This is a genomic window from Pseudoalteromonas xiamenensis, from assembly GCF_017638925.1.
In the GTDB taxonomy this organism is placed as follows: domain Bacteria; phylum Pseudomonadota; class Gammaproteobacteria; order Enterobacterales; family Alteromonadaceae; genus Pseudoalteromonas; species Pseudoalteromonas xiamenensis.
The window spans coordinates 1550748-1567917 of sequence record NZ_CP072133.1; the positions used below are offsets into that span (position 1 = coordinate 1550748).

A 17170-nucleotide genomic window follows, 5' to 3' on the forward strand; every position below is an offset into this window, starting at 1 on the left:
GAATATGAAAGCCTTTTTAGCCGTTCTTCTATGCCTTTTTTGCCAACCGCTGTCCGCACGGAATGCGCAAAATGTCGACATCGCTTTTCTACCTGATGTTCATTTCCATGATATTTATGCCGATTTTAACTCTGCGGCATTTCAGGGTATTAAACTTGCTGGACTCAATAAGCCCGTCAGCATTCGCTCAATGGCAGCTCAGCTTCACTCTACTCGCTTATTTAACGAGAATTACTTTGCGCTAATAAGTGCGCTAGATGATATAGCCTCCCGAGGAATAAAATTCGTCGCACTACCAGGAGACTTTACCGATGATGGGCAACCTGCCCACTTGCAAGGCTTAAAAACGCTATTAAAAGAATACGAAAAAAAACATGGTATGCGATTTTTCGCCATTCCTGGAAATCACGATCCGGTCAGTCCATTTGGTAAAGCGGGTGGCAAAAGCGACTTTCTAACGGCTACCGGAACTGAAATCGGCGTTTTCAGTCTTGAACATAAAAATTGCCAGCCGACAAAACGCCGAATAACAACGCCAACTATTTGCAGTGAGGCGATAAAACACGCAGGCTACGCTGATATTATGGCTCAACTGGCGCCATTCGGTTTAACACCTGACCCACGCGATGTTCTTTGGGAAACGCCCTTTTCCAAAGACAGAAGCAAGTCTTCGTTAACTTTTCGTCATTACAAACAATGTTCAAGTGATAAAAAAACGTGTGTCTCGATGCCTGATACCAGCTATCTCGTTGAACCCACTCCAGGCCTTTGGCTTTTAGCGATTGACGCGAACGTTTATATGCCATCCTTGGTATCCAGCGAAGTCCATTTTCAGGGATCCGGCAATGCGGGATACAATAAGATATTGACGGAAAAACCTTTTTTACTTACGTGGATAAAGGAGATTGTGGCTCGGGCAAAAGTTGAAAATAAGACCTTGATTGCATTTAGCCATTTTCCGATGGCCGAATTCTACAAGCAACAATCACCAGCTATACGTGACGTGTTTGGTCATGAGGCATTCCAACTTGCGCGAGAACCACTATCGAGCACCAGTGACGTGCTTGCGAAAACAGGTCTACGCTTACACATCGCAGGCCATATGCACATGAACGACACCAGTGTCACGCGTACACCAGAAAATGTACTGGTAAACGTACAATCTCCGTCTATTGCAGCGTATCGACCTGCATACAAACTCGTTTCGGTGCACAATGATGTGGCGCAGATTAACACGATTAAATTGGATGAAGTCACTCATTTCAATGCGCTTTTTCCTGCTTACCTTGTTGAACACCAATACCTAACAGCGACTCACTCTAAGGCGGTTTGGGACGACAATATCTTGCATGCAAGGAATTATCATGAATTTGCCAAAGCTCATTTGTTGGCGCTTGCCAGAATGAGATTTTTCCCAACGGAATGGTCAAAAGTATTCAAATCAGAACTATTGGATACCTCACTATTCAATTTACTTCAAAAGCTGCCCACACATACGGATACATTACCAAGTAAAGACTTACAGCTGCTAAAAAGCACTACGCTCATGGATTTTGTCGGTGACTTTTACATGTTGCGTAACGCAGGCTCGCTGGCACTTCTGGATATACCTCAATCGCATCAACTAGCTTATATTGAGTTGGCAAACCAACTACGCAATCGAAACCGTTTAGCCAACCAAGAAGTGGACGCGGCCTGTTCAAATTTAAATAAAAAGGACGCGACTTGGTGTTTAGTGGGAAACGCGTTGGCGCAAACCCTCTCTATTTTCCAGCAATTAAATCAGGACAAATACGACGAGTGTGTTGTGGTTAAATTTGATGCACGAAACGCAGCAAATGCAGTCGAGCAGTGTGATGTCGCAAGTGCACGAAACCAATAATGCTTGATACCGTTGCAACGTTAGGGCAAGGCAAGTTAACATCTTGCCCTGCCCGCAACAATTAGGGCTCCGCTAGCTGTTGTTGCTCTTGCTCAGTGTAAACGCGCTGATAGTTCGCGAAGCTGAGTCCAAGCCATTGAGGTAAAGTGGCACTAACAAAAATAGATGACCACGTACCAACCGCAACCCCAACAAAAAGCGCACAGGCAAAACCTTGTAGGCTCGCTCCACCGAGCCACCAAATCGCCGCGACAGTCGTCAACGTGGTTGAAGACGTTATCGTTGTTCTACCAAGCGTAGTACCTAGTGCTTCATCAATCGTGTCACTTACCGGAGCATTCGGACGTACACGTACCAGCTCTCGCACTTTATCGCCAATGATAATGGAGTCATTCAGGGAATAACCGATAATCGCTAACAGTGCAGCAAGTACGGTTAAATCGAACTCCATTCCCGTTAACGAAAAACACGCGACCGTAATCACAATATCGTGCAACAACGCTAAGCTCGCAGAAACGGCCAAACGCCACTCAAATCGCACAATGAGATATAGCCCAACCGCAAGCAAACTAACAAGCAAGGCCAATCCGCCTTGCTCAACTAATTCCGCTCCTACCTGAGAGCCAACAAAGCGACTGTCCAAAATTTTTAATCCCATTGATTCAGGGAGTTTAGTTTGCCAACTCAATGGCTCAGCAACCTCATTTTGAGGCGGTTGAAACAGTTGCCATTGCAGCACACCATTGCTTGATAAACGAAAACTACCCGGTACAACCGCATTCAACTCATGCTCTAATTCGCTTGCAGTAAAGTCTTTTGCGATTTGAAATTCGGTAACGTAGCCCCCCGTAAAATCTTGCCCGAGTAAAACACCTCGCTGGGTAATCAAAATACAACTCAACACAACGGCAAGGATGCTCAACCACAGACCAGATGTACGAATTTTTTGCCATACATTAACCATGTTGCACCCCTTTCACACTGTTATTTTCTATCGTTCTATTTGCCAGTTCTGGTGCTCGATAAAACCAATGCGATAATTGAGCTGAAACCACTACCCCACAAAACATACTGGTTACGATCCCAAGGGCTAACGTAATTGCAAATCCTTTGATTGGGCCATAACCAATAGCCATAAGCACTAGTGCGGTGATCATTGTGGTTAAGTTCGCATCGACGATGCTGCTTTGAGCTTGTTGATAGCCACGCTGCAAAGCCGTGACCATACGGCTACCTTGTTTGCGTTCCTCTTTGATCCGCTCAAAAATAATGACATTTGTATCAACCGCCATACCGATAGTAAGTACCAACCCCGCGATACCAGGCAAGGTCAACACGACATTTGGTAATAGCGACATTAAACCAATTAAACACACCAAGTTAGCAACGAGTGCGATACAAGCAATCACCCCGAGTTTGCGATACCAAAGCAACATGAACCCAAGTGTTAACGACAAGCCAAGTGCAAGCGCTTTAAATCCGCTATTGATGTTTTGTGCCCCCAAACTTGGACCAATTGTCCGCTCAGTCACGATGGTCAAAGGCGCATCTAAAGAACCTGCGCGTAACAGAAGCGCTAAGTCTTCCGCTTTTTGCCACGACCCCATGTTCGTGATACTAAAGCGCTGGCCAAGTACTTGCTGAATAGTGGCAACAGAAATTACTGTACTATTTTCATGAATTTCCCCCCGACTGTCGGCCACGTATTCGCTGTATAATGTCGCCATGGGTTTGCCCACATTGTTCCTAGAAAAGCGGAGCATCTTTGCCCCACCTTGCGAAGTTAAGTGAAGTTGAACTAACGGCTTGCCATAGTCATCTCGTCCCGCTTGGGCCGAGTCAATGTCTGCGCCACTAAAAATGGCGAGTGGATTTAAGTTCACGATACCGTGTTCAGCTTTAACCGCTTTGCCTCCAACGTCCTGTAGTGCGTGGAATGAGAGTTGTGCTGTCGCACCGATAATTCGTTTCGCTGCTGTTGGGTCTTGTACGCCGGGTAATTCAATTCGAATGTAATTCGCACCTTGGCGCTGTGTAACCGCTTCCGTAATACCTAACTCTTCAATTCTAGAACGTAATGTAGTCAAGGCTTGTATCATGGTTTGCTTTTCAAATGTGGCTTTACCCTCTTCGTTGTAACTTAGTGTCGAACGTTGCAAATTACCTTGTTGGTGAGTAACTGCACTTAATTGTGGGAATTGCTTTAACAGCGCGGCTTGCAATTGTCGCAAGGCATCTTGACCTTTTGGTAGTGCAATGAGTTCCACGTTATTGGTTGTACTGCGCTCAATGCGCACACCGTGCAATTTCTCTTTTACGCGGAATGCCTGCGCTTCCAACGCAATATTTTCCATGCGTTTCTCTAGCGCCTTGTCTGTATCAACCTTTAGTACAAAAAGCACCCCGCCGTTTAGGTCCAAGCCCAGTTTAATTGGCGATAACCCGAGCTTTTGTAACCAGATTGGCGCGGTAGACTGCTCCGCGACTTTCACCGTTACATTCGCGTGTAAGGCATCGGAAAGTACTTCTTGTGCAGCAGCGGACGCTGTTTGAGGTATTAACATCACTTCGGTGCTTGCCGAGTCCGTGTTTGAACGAATAGTCGCGACATTGAACTGATGTTGTAGTAGCACCTGTTGAATTACATCAGGGCTAGGAATTTCATCCCCAGCCTTCAATGGGCTAATACGCAACACCGTGTTATTTTGGTAAAAATTGGGTAAGGCACACAACCCAAGCGCAATAATGACCAGAAGGATAACCATGCGTTTTAAATGCGCTTGCCAGGGCGTGCGCACTGATTTTTTTGATTTAAACATACTAAACTCACTTTGCTGCTGTGCAAATGCAAAAGGCAAAACACGACAGCTTGTTACCTGATAAAAATTCCATTCTGCTAAGCCGTGGCTTAACTTGTGTTATGAATAGAGATCAGGCATTTAACTGGTAAGTCAGTCTGGCTCGATAGGTTAAATTGGCTGGTTGGCAGTTATCAATAGCACCAGTACGTGGCCTGGAGGCGCATTGATACCATGGTTGAATCTCAGGTTTCTCAGGACGATATTGAACATCTCGACAGATTTCAGTATCCGCCAAAGTGTAAACGAGAAAATAATTGGGTTGTTGATCTGGATGTAAAAAATAGCTTGGGTGAGTCACGCGGCTGCGTTCAGGAAGCTCCACAGGATGTGGCGCTGGCAACTGGTGCTGTATTCCTGATTTAGGCATCGTCGGATGGAAAAGCTTAACACCTCCCCCAAATGCGTAGGTCTCGTCTACCGATAGCAATTCATTGGCGACGTCTTGATCGCTTACTAATGTATGCACTGAGGTTACTGACGTTGTATGCCAAGTAGTTGCCATAGCGTCACGACTACCAAAACCCAGTAGCGTACAAAACAACAAAATGGCTAAAACAACGCGCGGCATAGTGACAACGACTCCCTTAATCTTGCTAGAAGATAAGGGCTAGGTAACCTGTTTTCAAGTCTTAGTTCGATTTGTGAATAAAAAAACCCCGCAAAATGCGAGGCTTTTTTATAATTTGTTGAGTCAGCCGGTAAGCCGGGTTCTGTCGTGGATAATCATTCGTCTAGGCCTAAGATCACTCTTAGGCTCAAGCAACCTACCCGGTTCCGATGTGGGCCACACCTTAAGGAACCCTATTTGGTCTTGCTCCGGGTGGAGTTTACCGTGCCACGAACTGTTACCAGCCGCGCGGTGCGCTCTTACCGCACCCTTTCACCCTTACCTGTGCCCGAAGGCCATCGGCGGTTTGCTCTCTGTTGCACTGGTCGTAGGCTCGCGCCCCCCAGCCGTTAGCTGGCACCCTGCCCTGTGGTTCTCGGACTTTCCTCCCCCTGATCATTTTCGTCACAGGCAGCGATTATCTAGCCGACTCAGCGCGCATTATACCGAAACTATTGGCTTTGCCCAGTGAATTATCCTTCGCGCGAATCAATAACCGATTTGTAGAGGGCATTTTTTTTCAATCCAAAGTAATCCGCCACAATACCACAGGCTTTTTTCAGCGGCATTTCAGGTTCAAGCAGAGTTAACATACGCTTTGCTTCATCAGGAATTTCATCCTGTTGAGCTGGCTTTCCAGGTAACATCAACACCAACTCGCCACGTTGACGTTCTGGCTCGCTGGTTAAAAATGCAAATAGCTCGCTTACCGTACCACTGAAAAACGTCTCATACGTCTTAGTGAGCCTCTTTGGCAAACACGACGTGTTGTTCAGCTCCAAGCGCCGCACTCAAATCTTCTAAACTTGCCATAATTCGATGCGTGCTTTCATACATAATGCTCGTAATACCGCTGTCGTACGCGTCGATGAAAAACTGCTGACGTGCCTGACTTTTTGCAGGGGTAAAGCCGATAAACTGGAAGCGATCGGTTGGCAAGCCAGAACAACACAGCGCTGAGATTGCCGCACATGCCCCAGGAACAGGTGTCACTGTTGCGCCTTCGTGTCGACATAAGTTGACGACTGCGTAACCGGGGTCGCTGATTAACGGCGTACCCGCATCAGACACTAGCGCTATATCTTTACCTTCGTTGAGCCAATCCAGTAGTTGCTGCGCTTTTTGCTTTTCATTGTGATCGTGAAGCGCAAATGTGCGTGTTTTAATCCCAAAATGACTAAGCAACTTACCGGTATGGCGCGTGTCTTCAGCCGCGATTAAGTCAACATTCGCTAGGGTTTGTAAAGCACGTTCGCTAATATCAGCGAGGTTGCCAATCGGCGTTGCAACGATGAAAAGAGTGCCAATTTTGTTGCCATTCTCCGCATTTGTCATTGTGGTCTCCTGCGACTGTCAGTAAGATAAGCCATTCAATTGAATAACCTAAAGGTGTTGTGTGCGACTGAAACATGTGAGTCTGTTAATAGTGGTATTGTCGGGGTTATCAGCGTGTAGTACAACTGAAAATACGCCTAGAAAGTCACAACCGATAGAAAATACGGCAAACCCAACAACAGATAGCAGTGCACAATCCCTTTTTGACCGAGCACAAACCGCTAATCCTGCCGCTCAATTTCAATTGCTTTACATGGCACGAGATGCCGCGTTACAAAGCCAAGATTGGGCATTACTCGAAAAAGTAGCGGAAATGCTCAGTCAAAAAGCAAGTGTTGACCACGTGCAAAATGCACTTTATCTCGCGCTTGCTCGTCAGCATCTCCAGCAATATGAAAGCGCATTAGCCATTCTTCGTGTTGTAGAAGATGCCTTGCAATCACCTGCGCATCGGGCGTGGCATCAATACTTGATGGGCAGCATTTACGCATCTCAAAATTTACCTAAGCAAGCACTTCCTCACTTCTTTAATGCAGCAGATATCGTCGATGATGAAAAGCTCGTTTTAGTCGGTCTAGATGAAGAGATTTGGCAAGCTCTACAAGAACTCTCTATTTATGCCCTAGACCGCTTCGATAGAGGTTCTGTACTCCAGCAAGGCTGGGTTAAATTGGCTAAATACCAGCAAATTTACGTCGGGAAAGGGCCGCTTTTTGAAGAAGCACTGAACAATTGGCAAAAGCGATATGTGAATCACCCAGCAACAGCCATTATACCCAAAGCGCTTCGCAGCAAAGTGAATTTAGCGCCTTATCAAATAAACCGACTCGCCGTTTTATTGCCACAATCAGAACTTCAGCGAACGCCTTGGCTCGGCTTTGAAAAATGGCATTTTAGCTGCGCTTGATGAAAACCCTATCGAGCGCGTGTATTTTATAGATGAAATGGCGAGTGCCGAGGACATTGAGTCGCAACTCAGTCTGCTAAATATTGATTTTGTGATTGGCCCGCTGTTAAAAAATAACGTAACGAAAATTCAACAGGCGAACTTATTACAGTCACGACCAACGTTATTTTTGAATGTAGATGACATAACCAACACCAATCCTGACCACTATTACTTTGCCTTAAATCCTGAACATGAAGTTGACCAAGCCATGCTTCATTTTCTTTCGAAAGGCTATCAAAAACCGATGCTACTCGCGCCACAAACGGCTAATGGTCAACGCTTGGTTGAACGATTCAAAAATCAGTGGAAAGTATACAGCGAAAATGAGCCTGAAGTCGGCTTTTACACTGACAGTAAAAACATGGCTGACGTCGTTGCTGCGATACTTGAAGTGGATGCTTCTAAAAGCCGTATAAAGACGATTAAGTCGTTGTTCAAAAATGAGATTGAAAGCGAAACACGTTCGAGAGCAGATTTGGATGCGGTGTATATTTTGGGTGATTCAACTGAAACTCGTCTGCTAAAACCTTATTTAGACGTCAATGTCAGTACATTTGCGCAGCGAATTCCTCTATTTGCGACTTCTCGTAGCTACAGTAAAAGCATCGACAGCACAGATAAAAGTGATTTAGAAGGTCTGTATTTTACGGAACAACCATGGATGCTTCCAGGGCTTGAACAACGTCAACTGCGCGAAGCGTATGACCAACTTTGGCCTGAACAAGCCGACATAGAACAACGCTTATTCGCCATGGCCTATGATGCCGTCAATGTCATTCCCGACCTTAAACAGCTCGCCTCAATTCCAGGCCGAGAATTTGTGGGATTAACGGGCAAACTGAAAGTCACTCAAAATAATCAGTTTTCTCGCGCATTAAGTTGGGCGCAATATCGTAATAAAACGATTAACCGCATTGAATTTAATGAAAAACCACCTAAACCTTTATTTATGCAGGAAATCGCAGCTTCAACTGTGTCGCTTCTTAAATAAGGTTTAAATGAAAAAATGGTTAGGTTGGTTCGCTAATTCAACTGAAAAAGGTTGCTACTACGAGTTACAAGCTGAACAATTTCTAATTCGACAGGGTCTAACACCTGTCGCGCGAAACTTTCGATGTCGTTTCGGAGAGATTGATTTGATTATGAAACTTGGCGAGACAATCGTTTTTGTTGAGGTAAAATACCGGGCGGAAAAACAGTTTGGTGGTGCAATACACAGCTTAACGCCCCAAAAAATGCAACGTATACGTAGGACAATAGCGTTTTATTGTCAAAGCAATCACTTATCGCAACGAGCCTTACGAATAGATTTCGTAGCCATCGATGGCGAACAAGAATTTCACTGGATCAAAAATATTTACTAGCTATGCAAGAATTAATCAAAACGATTTTTACAGAGAGTATTCAAGCTCAGATAGCCGCAGGGGAAGTTCTCCAAGACGCCCTAGAATCGGGTGCCCTATCGATTGCACAAACCCTGCTTAATGGGAATAAGCTATTAAGCTGCGGAAGTGCGAGCTGCGATATGCTGGCAAAACACTTTGCTGGCCTTTTGGTGAACTTTTTTGAAACTGAAAGACCTTGTCTTCCAGCAATTCCGTTAACCGCAGAACACCGCCAACTAAGCTATTCAGCATCCACTGAAGATCACGACCTATTCGCTCGCCAAGTTAGAGCATTTAGTCAATCGGGTGACATTCTGCTGGTTGTATCTGTCGATGGTTCAGAAAAAACGGTGATTTCTGCTGTCGAAGCGGCGCTAACGAAAGATATGAAGATCATTGCGCTCGTAGGTGATGATGGAGGCGAACTCACTGGTTTACTGGGTCCAAATGATGTTGAAATTAAAGTACCAAGTAAGCGCCCAGCTCGTATTGTTGAATCGCATTTATTTAATTTACATTGCCTCAGCCAGTTAATTGACAATACGCTCTTCCCACAGGAGGACATGTGAATACAAAAATTAAATTAGCGACTGTGTTGTGCACTGTCGCACTTTTGCAAGGTTGTGCAGCCGCTGTTGTTGCAGGGACAGCTGGCGCCGTTACGGCAGCGACTGATAGACGTACAATTGGCGCACAGATTGACGATAACAACATTGAGATCAAAGCGACTTTTGCAATCAAATCCATCAACGATACGGCAAAAGATGCGAATATTTCAGTAGTAAGCGTTAATGGTGTTGTCTTACTCGTCGGCCAGGTGCCTGATGAAGAGCTTCGAAGCCAAGTAGAAGCGTCCCTTAAAGAAGTGGACGGTATTCGTCAAATACACAATCAAATCCGCATCGGCAGTAATGTTGGGATCACCACTAAAACACATGACGTTTGGCTGACATCTAAAGTTAAATCACGTCTTTTGACGACTGAAAACGTGAGTTTCAACAACATTAAAGTTGTAACTGAAAATGGCGAAGTATTCTTGCTCGGCCTTGTAAGTCGAAATGAAGCTGGTCTCGCGGTAGACCTTGCGCGTAATATCAATGGAGTAGAACGCGTAGTGAAGGTATTTGAATACCTCTAGCCAACCCGCAGATAAATGAAGATACAAAAAAGCCCCTATTTTAGGGGCTTTTTTCGATGTGCGTGACTTATTTAATTATCCGTAGGTGTGAGCCTTTTTTCTTTTCAGGCTGACTCTCTGAAACACTTGGCTGTGTCTCTTCGGGTATTGTCTCTTCCAGCATTTCCTCTTCAAACGATTCAGCCGAAAATACAGTACCCTCACCATTTTCTCGAGCATATATGGCAAGCACTGCACCCATTGGTACATAAACTTGCATAGGCTGCCCTGAGAAACGTGCATTAAAACTTAATGCTTGATTATCTAAGCTAAACTGCATCACCGCAGATGGACTGATATTCAGTACGATTTGCCCATCTTGAACAAATTGAACCGGCACTTGCACGCCCGTGTAGTTTGCATTAACAACAATGTGCGGAGTGCACTGGTTATCGATAATCCAATCAAAAAACGCACGTAGCAAGTAAGGACGATTCGGGGTCATGTTCATTACGCACGGATCTCACGTTCTGCATCAGTAAGAGATGCTTTGAAAGATTCACGTTCGAACAAACGAACCATGTATTCTTTAAGCTCTTTACTACCAGCACCTGTTAACGAAATACCGAGTTCTGGTAAACGCCACAATAATGGAGCTAGGAAGCAATCAACTAAGCTGAACTCTTCACTCATAAAGTAAGGTGCTTCGTTGAAAATAGGAGCAATAGCAAGCAATGCTTCAGTTAACTCTCTACGAGCTTGCTCTGCATCGCTACCACCTGCAATTACTTTCTCTGCAAGGCTGTACCAATCATTTTCAATACGGTACATCATTAAGCGACTGCGACCACGCATTACAGGATATACAGGCATCAATGGAGGGTGAGGGAAACGCTCGTCTAGGTATTCGTTGATGATACTTGCTTGGTATAAACCCAATTCACGATCGATCAGTGTTGGAACCGTGCCGTAAGGGTTAATCTCATGCAGCGCTTCCGGCAGATTGTCCTTTTCAGCCAGATGAATATCAACACTTACTCCTTTTTCCGCAAGTACGATACGTACTTGGTGACTGTACATACAGTTTGCACCAGAAAACAGAGTCATTACAGGGCGCTTATTGGCAGCAATAGCCATGCCTACCTCCAAATTCATTACATAAGCAATTCTTAAACAGCAATAGGGGCACATGCCCCTATCACCAAATTACTGAAGTAGTTGTTCAATATTAATGAACATCTCTCCAGTATTCTTTCTTCAATAAGAAAGCAAGGATAAATAGGATCACAAGGAAACCTAATACTTTAATACCAATGCTTTCTGAAGTTAGACGAGTTGGTTCACCAACATACTCTAGGAAGTTTGTAATGTCACGAGCAGCTTGATCATATTCATCCGTGCTCAGTTCACCAGAACCATCCACTTCTGTACCCACTACTTTGGTTACTTTGTGGCCGTGCTCTTCAACTTCGTGTGTTACTGGTGTTGGAAGACCTTGTAACTCTTGAAGTACGTGTGGCATACCTACTGATGGGAACACGATATTGTTCACACCAAAAGGACGAGACTCGTCTTTATAGAATGATTTTAAATAGGTGTAGATGTAGTCTGGTGATTTAACACGAGCAATCAATGTTAAATCTGGTGGAGCTGCACCAAACCATTTTGCCGCATCTTCTTTCTTAACTGCGTTAAGGATGTGGCTACCTACTTTTGAACCATCAAAAATAAGCTGTTCTTTACCGATTTCCACAGGGATACCGATATCACGGAACGTACGCTCATAACGTTGATACTGCATTTGGTGACAACCAAGACAGTAGTTCATGAACAATTTTGCACCGCGTTGTAAAGACGCTTTATCTGTTAAGTCAATTTTTGCATGTTGTAGCTCAACGTCAGGACCTGAAGCCATTGAAAGCGTTGGCAAGAATGCGAATAAACCGATAATTAGCTTTTTCATCATTTCGTCAACCTCGTTGGTAATGGCTTAGTCTTTTCGTTTTTGCTGTAGAACCACAATAGTACGAAGAACATGAAGTACGTGATCGTCGTGATTTGTGATAACAACGTTTTGAAATCAGTTTGTGGAGTTGCACCAACCCAACCCAAGATTACGAACGTTACAACAAACTGCGCAATGTTCAACTTGTGGAAACCACAGCGGTAACGGATTGAGCGAACTGAACCACGGTCGATCCAAGGCAATAACGCAAGTGCCACGATTGACGCACCCATCGCGATAACACCGATTAGCTTATCAGGGATCGCACGCAGAATCGCATAGAATGGCGTGAAGTACCATACTGGGAAAATGTGCGCAGGTGTTTTCAGCGGGTTAGCTGGTTCAAAGTTTGGCGCTTCTAAGAAGAAACCACCCATCTCTGGTGAGAAGAATACAATCCAACAGAAAATAAGAAGGAAACCAACCACACCAACAATGTCTTTCACTGTGTAATACGGGTGGAATGGAATAGCATCAACAATGTCTTTCTTATTTGTATAGTATTCGTGGAACTTGAATTTTGGTTTATCTTCTTCAGCAACAGAACCTTTCTTGCGTTTGATTTCAACGCCATCTGGGTTGTTTGAACCTACTTCGTGAAGTGCAACAATGTGAAGGAAGACCAAAATAACAAGCACAAGTGGAAGCGCGATTACGTGTAGTGCGAAGAAGCGGTTAAGCGTTGCACCCGAAATTACGTAGTCACCACGGATCCATTCAGTTAAGTCACCACCAATGACCGGAATTGCACCGAACAGATTGATGATTACCTGAGCACCCCAGAATGACATTTGGCCCCATGGAAGTAAGTAACCCATGAATGCTTCTGCCATAAGCGCTAAGAAAATAAACATACCGAACAACCACAATAGTTCACGTGGTTTTTGGTAAGAACCGTAGATCATTCCACGGAACATGTGCAGATAAACTACGATAAAGAATGCAGACGCACCCGTTGAGTGCAAGTAACGTAGTAACCAACCATATTCAACATCACGCATGATGTATTCAACAGAAGCAAACGCGCCTTCTGATGAAGGAACGAAGTTCATTGTCAACCAAATACCAGTAACGATCTGGTTAACAAGTACTAACATAGCTAGCGAGCCAAAGAAATACCAGAAGTTAAAGTTCTTTGGTGCTGGATATTGGGCGATGTGCATATTCCAGACACGAGTCATTGGAATACGGTCATCAATCCAGTTGATGATAGTGCCAAACATTACGCAACCCCTTGTTCTTCACCGATAATAATGGTGGTTTCATCTAAGAAAGTATACGGAGGAACTTCTAGGTTTAATGGTGCAGGTACAGATTGGAAGACGCGTCCCGCCATATCAAACTTAGAACCATGACATGGGCAGAAGAAACCATCTTCGGTACCTTCAACCTTCTCACCAAAGCTACCTTCAAGGAACGATGGAGAACAACCTAAGTGTGTACAAATACCAACCGCGATGAAAATCTCAGGGCGCTTTGAACGGTAAGGGTTTTTTGCAGATTCAAGTTGTTGTGGTTCTTCTGAACCTGGATCTTTCAACTTGTTCTCATGAGCTTTCATTTGCTCTAGCATCTTAGGCGTACGGTATACAACCCAAACAGGTTTACCTCGCCATTCAACACGAATTAGTTGCCCTGGTTCAAGTTTGCTGATATCTACTTCTACAGGCGCACCCGCAGATTTAGCTCGCTCACTTGGATTCCAAGACGCTATAAAAGGAACAGCAGCACCAACCGCACCCACACCACCTACAACCGAGGTAGCAATGGTTAAGAAGCGACGTCGGCTGTTGTCTACAGGCGCATTGCTCATCCACTTATCTCCACTATGATCCTCAACACTTGCTATATTGAGAAAATCAGTTACAGCAGGTTAATTTTCAAGAAATTACAAAATAGAAGCGATCATAAAGAAAAGCCTTGATTAAAACAAGGTTATTCCTATTTTCTACCCGCACAAATACGGTCTTTCCCAATTTTTAAAACGTTCTTCTGGGAAGGACTTCGCATGGTAACACTTCTAGGTTCACAATTTACTGACCAAGATCAACGAGACTACAACGCTCAAGGTCGTAAGCCTTGATCTTATTCACATTACTTGCCACGCAATTGTAGCAAAAAAAATATCCATAGGGGTGAAGGAATCGACATTTATTCTGTTAAAAATGCGAAAAATATTGAAAATTCTGAATATAAGGAAAAAGAAAAGATTTAAAAAACAAAAACCCAGCAAAAGCTGGGTTTTTGAATTCTGAAACGTAATAAATTAACGCTTAGAGAATTGTGTCTTCTTACGTGCTTTCTTAAGACCCACTTTCTTACGCTCAACTTTACGAGCGTCGCGAGTAACAAAGCCAGCTTTACGAAGTGTTGAACGAAGAGAATCGTCAAACTCCATAAGCGCACGAGTAATACCGTGACGGATTGCACCAGCTTGACCAGTGATACCACCACCTTCTACAGTGACGTATAGGTCAAACTTCTCAGTCATTTCAACTAGCTCAAGAGGTTGACGAACAACCATACGAGCAGTTTCACGACCGAAGTACTCTTCTAAAGAGCGCTTATTGATTACGATGTTGCCAGTGCCTGGGCGTAGGAATACGCGAGCACTTGAACTTTTACGACGACCTGTACCGTAGTATTGATTTGCCATGTTAGTGCTCCTTAAATGTCAAGAACCTGAGGCTGCTGCGCAGCGTGGTTGTGAGTGCTACCTGCGTAAACTTTAAGTTTACGGAACATTTCACGACCCAAAGGACCACGTGGTAACATACCTTTAACTGCTTTTTCGATAATCATTTCAGGCTTTGCAGCTTGAAGCTTAGCGAAGTTTACAGACTTAAGGCCACCTGGGTAACCAGAGTGAGCGTAGTACATTTTGTCTTCGAATTTGTTACCTGTTACAGTAACTTTCTCAGCGTTGATAACGATGATGTAATCACCAGTATCTACGTGTGGAGTGTACTCAGCTTTATGCTTACCGCGAAGGCGACGAGCGATTTCAGTAGCAATACGACCTAAAGTTTTACCTTCAGCGTCAACTACGTACCAGTCACGTTTTACTGTTTCTGGTTTAGCAACAAACGTTTTCATTTATAAAAATCCAATGTTTCAATTAAAACCACAGGCAGAATTAACTGCCGCTCTACTATTGGTGCTTTAACCCCTTCGAGTTGAAGACTTTATACCCTGACGCCAGAGGCTAAACCGACGAAAGGAATAGAACGCAACGTGGCAGGCCGCGAATTATAGCAGCAGAAAAGACACCTGACTAGAGGCTGGTGCTTTTTTCCACATAAATTTCTCGAAGGGAATAAAAGGTTATGCGAGGTGTTCTCTCGCTAAATACTCTAACGATTGCATTTCCTGCAAACGGCTGATGCAACGTTTGAACTCAAAGTTCAAAGTACCCTGTGTATACAGGGTTTCAATCGGTGCTGCAGCAGAGATAATCAATTTGACGTGGCGCTCGTAAAACTCATCCACTAATGCAATAAAACGTCTTGCAGCATCATCATTTTGCTGCCCCATTTGTTTCACATTAGAAATCAAAACGGTGTTATATAGACGACTGATCTCCATATAATCAACTTGGCTTCTAGCTGTTTCACAGATTGAAGAAAAATCAAACAGTACGACACCATCTGCTACTTTGCGCGTTTTGATTAAACGCCCTTCAATTTCAATTGGTTCATCGAATGTGCCAGGTTCAGGCGCTAACTTATCAAAATATTCAAAGAGGTTTTTGTCCGCTTGTTCATCCAGTGGACTATGGAAAATTTCAGCTTGCTCTAATGTTCGAAGTCGATAATCAATGCCAGAGTCAACATTCACTACTTCAGTATTGGCATTTACAAGCTCAATAGCTGGTAAGAACCGCGCACGCTGAAGGCCATTGCGATACAGTTCATCTGGAATAATATTCGACGTCGCCACGAGCACAATGCCGCGCTTGAACAGCGCTTGCATTAAACCACCCAATAACATTGCATCAGTGATGTCTTGGACGAAAAATTCATCAAAGCAGATAATATCGGTTTCAGATTTAAACTTATCTGCAACGATTTCCAGTGGATTTGTGACATCATGCAGTTGTTTCAATTCATCGTGAACGCGGTGCATAAAGCGGTGAAAATGAACTCGAAGCTTACGTTCTGTTGGTAAGCTTTCATAAAACGTGTCAACTAAATAGGTCTTACCACGCCCCACGCCCCCCAAAAGTAAAGCCCTTTTACTTTTGGCATGCTATCTTTACCTAATAGACGGTCCAACCACGTAGGTTTGTACTCACTTGCGGTCAACAAGTCATCATATAGACGTTGCAAATGCTTTACCGCATTCTCTTGAGCAGCATCATATTGAAAATCATCGCGTTTGAGATCGTGTTGGTATTTTTGCCAAGGCGTCATAAGAAACGTATTTAAATCTGGTTGAATTGATAGCTATATCTTAACACGCATCCTGCTACAGCGTATATTAGCGCATGTGCGAATGTGGAAATTTGGTTTCTGTTTTTATCAAGATTCAAACCAATAACTTAGGAGTATTTAAATGAACACAATTGCTTGGATTGGTTTAGTTGTTATTGTTGCCGTCGCGGCTTTTTCGCTTGGCGCAATGTTTACCAAGAAAAAGTTTAAACAGGATGAGCTTGAGCAACAAGCGAACGAAGCAAAAGCAGACCTAGAACAGTTTCGTCAGGATGTCGCCGATCATTTAGATAACACGCGCAAACTGGTTTCGCGCATGCAAGACAACTACACCCAGTTGTTAAATCAAGTAGAAGAAACTAATCAACTTTTACTGTCTGATAAGCAAGTCATCAGCAGTGATCCATTCTTTTCAAAAGAAACGACTGAACAACTGCAAGCTTCCCTTAAAAAGCGCCCAGAACGTCGCAGTGATCGCTCAAACGCAACATCGCAGCCAACTGACTTCGTAGAGGGTAAATCAGGTATTTTTTCTGGAAATAGCTCAGAAAACGAGCAAATAAAAATTTCTTGATGAACTTTTTTTTGACCCCATA

Annotated in this window: 15 protein-coding genes, 1 other RNA gene and 3 pseudogenes; 6 read left to right on the forward strand and 13 right to left on the reverse strand. The window is 44.0% G+C overall.

Features of this window, described 5'->3' with window-relative positions:
- Positions 1–4 precede the first annotated feature (4 nt).
- Entirely contained in the window at positions 5–1882 is a 1878-nt protein-coding gene (locus J5O05_RS07500; RefSeq protein ID WP_208844251.1) for a metallophosphoesterase family protein, read from the forward strand.
- Between the two features lie 61 nt (positions 1883–1943).
- Here the strand turns inward: J5O05_RS07500 and secF are convergent, their stop codons facing one another.
- The 5 genes and pseudogenes from secF to rsmI all read right to left on the reverse strand — a co-directional run bounded on the left by secF (position 1944) and on the right by rsmI (position 6685).
- Positions 1944–2846: a protein translocase subunit SecF gene (gene secF, locus J5O05_RS07505; protein ID WP_208844252.1), complete on the reverse strand. Its 903-nt coding sequence runs from the start codon at positions 2844–2846 to the stop codon at positions 1944–1946.
- The gene (gene secD, locus J5O05_RS07510; protein ID WP_208844253.1) at positions 2839–4701 is read right to left on the reverse strand and encodes a protein translocase subunit SecD; all 1863 of its coding nucleotides are present in this window, start codon (positions 4699–4701) and stop codon (positions 2839–2841) included. Before secD ends, secF begins: the two co-directional genes overlap by 8 nt.
- A 112-nt stretch (positions 4702–4813) precedes the next feature.
- Entirely contained in the window at positions 4814–5311 is a 498-nt protein-coding gene (locus J5O05_RS07515) for a hypothetical protein (protein ID WP_208844254.1), read from the reverse strand.
- 115 nt (positions 5312–5426) lie between these two features.
- Positions 5427–5784, reverse strand: an RNA gene (gene rnpB, locus J5O05_RS07520) — RNase P RNA component class A.
- Positions 5785–5823: 39 nt separating this feature from the next.
- Positions 5824–6685, reverse strand: a pseudogene (gene rsmI / locus J5O05_RS07525) (16S rRNA (cytidine(1402)-2'-O)-methyltransferase).
- Between the two features lie 61 nt (positions 6686–6746).
- Here rsmI and J5O05_RS07530 point away from each other — a divergent pair.
- From J5O05_RS07530 to dolP, 4 genes and pseudogenes are all read left to right on the forward strand, one after another.
- Positions 6747–8625, forward strand: a pseudogene (locus tag J5O05_RS07530) (penicillin-binding protein activator).
- A 7-nt stretch (positions 8626–8632) separates the two neighbouring features.
- Positions 8633–8998, forward strand: coding sequence for a YraN family protein (locus tag J5O05_RS07535; protein ID WP_208844255.1), 366 nt, complete (start codon positions 8633–8635; stop codon positions 8996–8998).
- Between the two features lie 2 nt (positions 8999–9000).
- Positions 9001–9588 (forward strand): SIS domain-containing protein, encoded by a 588-nt coding sequence (locus tag J5O05_RS07540; protein WP_208844256.1) that lies wholly within the window; start codon positions 9001–9003, stop codon positions 9586–9588.
- Positions 9585–10157 carry a division/outer membrane stress-associated lipid-binding lipoprotein gene (gene dolP / locus J5O05_RS07545; RefSeq protein WP_244369902.1) on the forward strand — a complete coding sequence of 191 codons (573 nt, stop codon included), beginning with the start codon at positions 9585–9587 and terminating at the stop codon, positions 10155–10157. The genes J5O05_RS07540 and dolP overlap by 4 nt, the downstream gene beginning before the upstream one ends.
- A 67-nt stretch (positions 10158–10224) precedes the next feature.
- Here dolP and J5O05_RS07550 read toward each other — a convergent pair whose 3' ends face one another.
- From J5O05_RS07550 to zapE, 8 genes and pseudogenes are all read right to left on the reverse strand, one after another.
- Positions 10225–10641 (reverse strand): ClpXP protease specificity-enhancing factor, encoded by a 417-nt coding sequence (locus J5O05_RS07550; RefSeq protein WP_208844257.1) that lies wholly within the window; start codon positions 10639–10641, stop codon positions 10225–10227.
- A gap of 5 nt (positions 10642–10646) precedes the next feature.
- A complete protein-coding gene (sspA, locus tag J5O05_RS07555) occupies positions 10647–11273 on the reverse strand; it encodes a stringent starvation protein SspA (RefSeq protein WP_208844258.1) in 627 nt (208 codons plus the stop codon).
- A gap of 91 nt (positions 11274–11364) precedes the next feature.
- On the reverse strand, positions 11365–12102 hold the full coding sequence (locus tag J5O05_RS07560; RefSeq protein ID WP_208844259.1) for a cytochrome c1: 738 nt from the start codon (positions 12100–12102) through the stop codon (positions 11365–11367).
- On the reverse strand, positions 12099–13364 hold the full coding sequence (locus J5O05_RS07565) for a cytochrome b (protein ID WP_208844260.1): 1266 nt from the start codon (positions 13362–13364) through the stop codon (positions 12099–12101). Before J5O05_RS07565 ends, J5O05_RS07560 begins: the two co-directional genes overlap by 4 nt.
- Positions 13364–13954, reverse strand: coding sequence for a ubiquinol-cytochrome c reductase iron-sulfur subunit (gene petA, locus J5O05_RS07570; RefSeq protein ID WP_208844261.1), 591 nt, complete (start codon positions 13952–13954; stop codon positions 13364–13366). The genes J5O05_RS07565 and petA overlap by 1 nt, the downstream gene beginning before the upstream one ends.
- 453 nt (positions 13955–14407) lie before the next feature.
- Positions 14408–14797, reverse strand: coding sequence for a 30S ribosomal protein S9 (gene rpsI / locus J5O05_RS07575; RefSeq protein WP_208844262.1), 390 nt, complete (start codon positions 14795–14797; stop codon positions 14408–14410).
- 11 nt (positions 14798–14808) lie between these two features.
- A complete protein-coding gene (rplM, locus tag J5O05_RS07580; RefSeq protein ID WP_208844263.1) occupies positions 14809–15237 on the reverse strand; it encodes a 50S ribosomal protein L13 in 429 nt (142 codons plus the stop codon).
- 228 nt (positions 15238–15465) lie between these two features.
- Positions 15466–16553, reverse strand: a pseudogene (gene zapE / locus J5O05_RS07585) (cell division protein ZapE).
- Between the two features lie 142 nt (positions 16554–16695).
- Between zapE and J5O05_RS07590 the strand changes: the two are divergent.
- Entirely contained in the window at positions 16696–17148 is a 453-nt protein-coding gene (locus J5O05_RS07590) for a ZapG family protein (protein WP_208844264.1), read from the forward strand.
- The last annotated feature ends 22 nt before the right edge of the window (positions 17149–17170 follow it).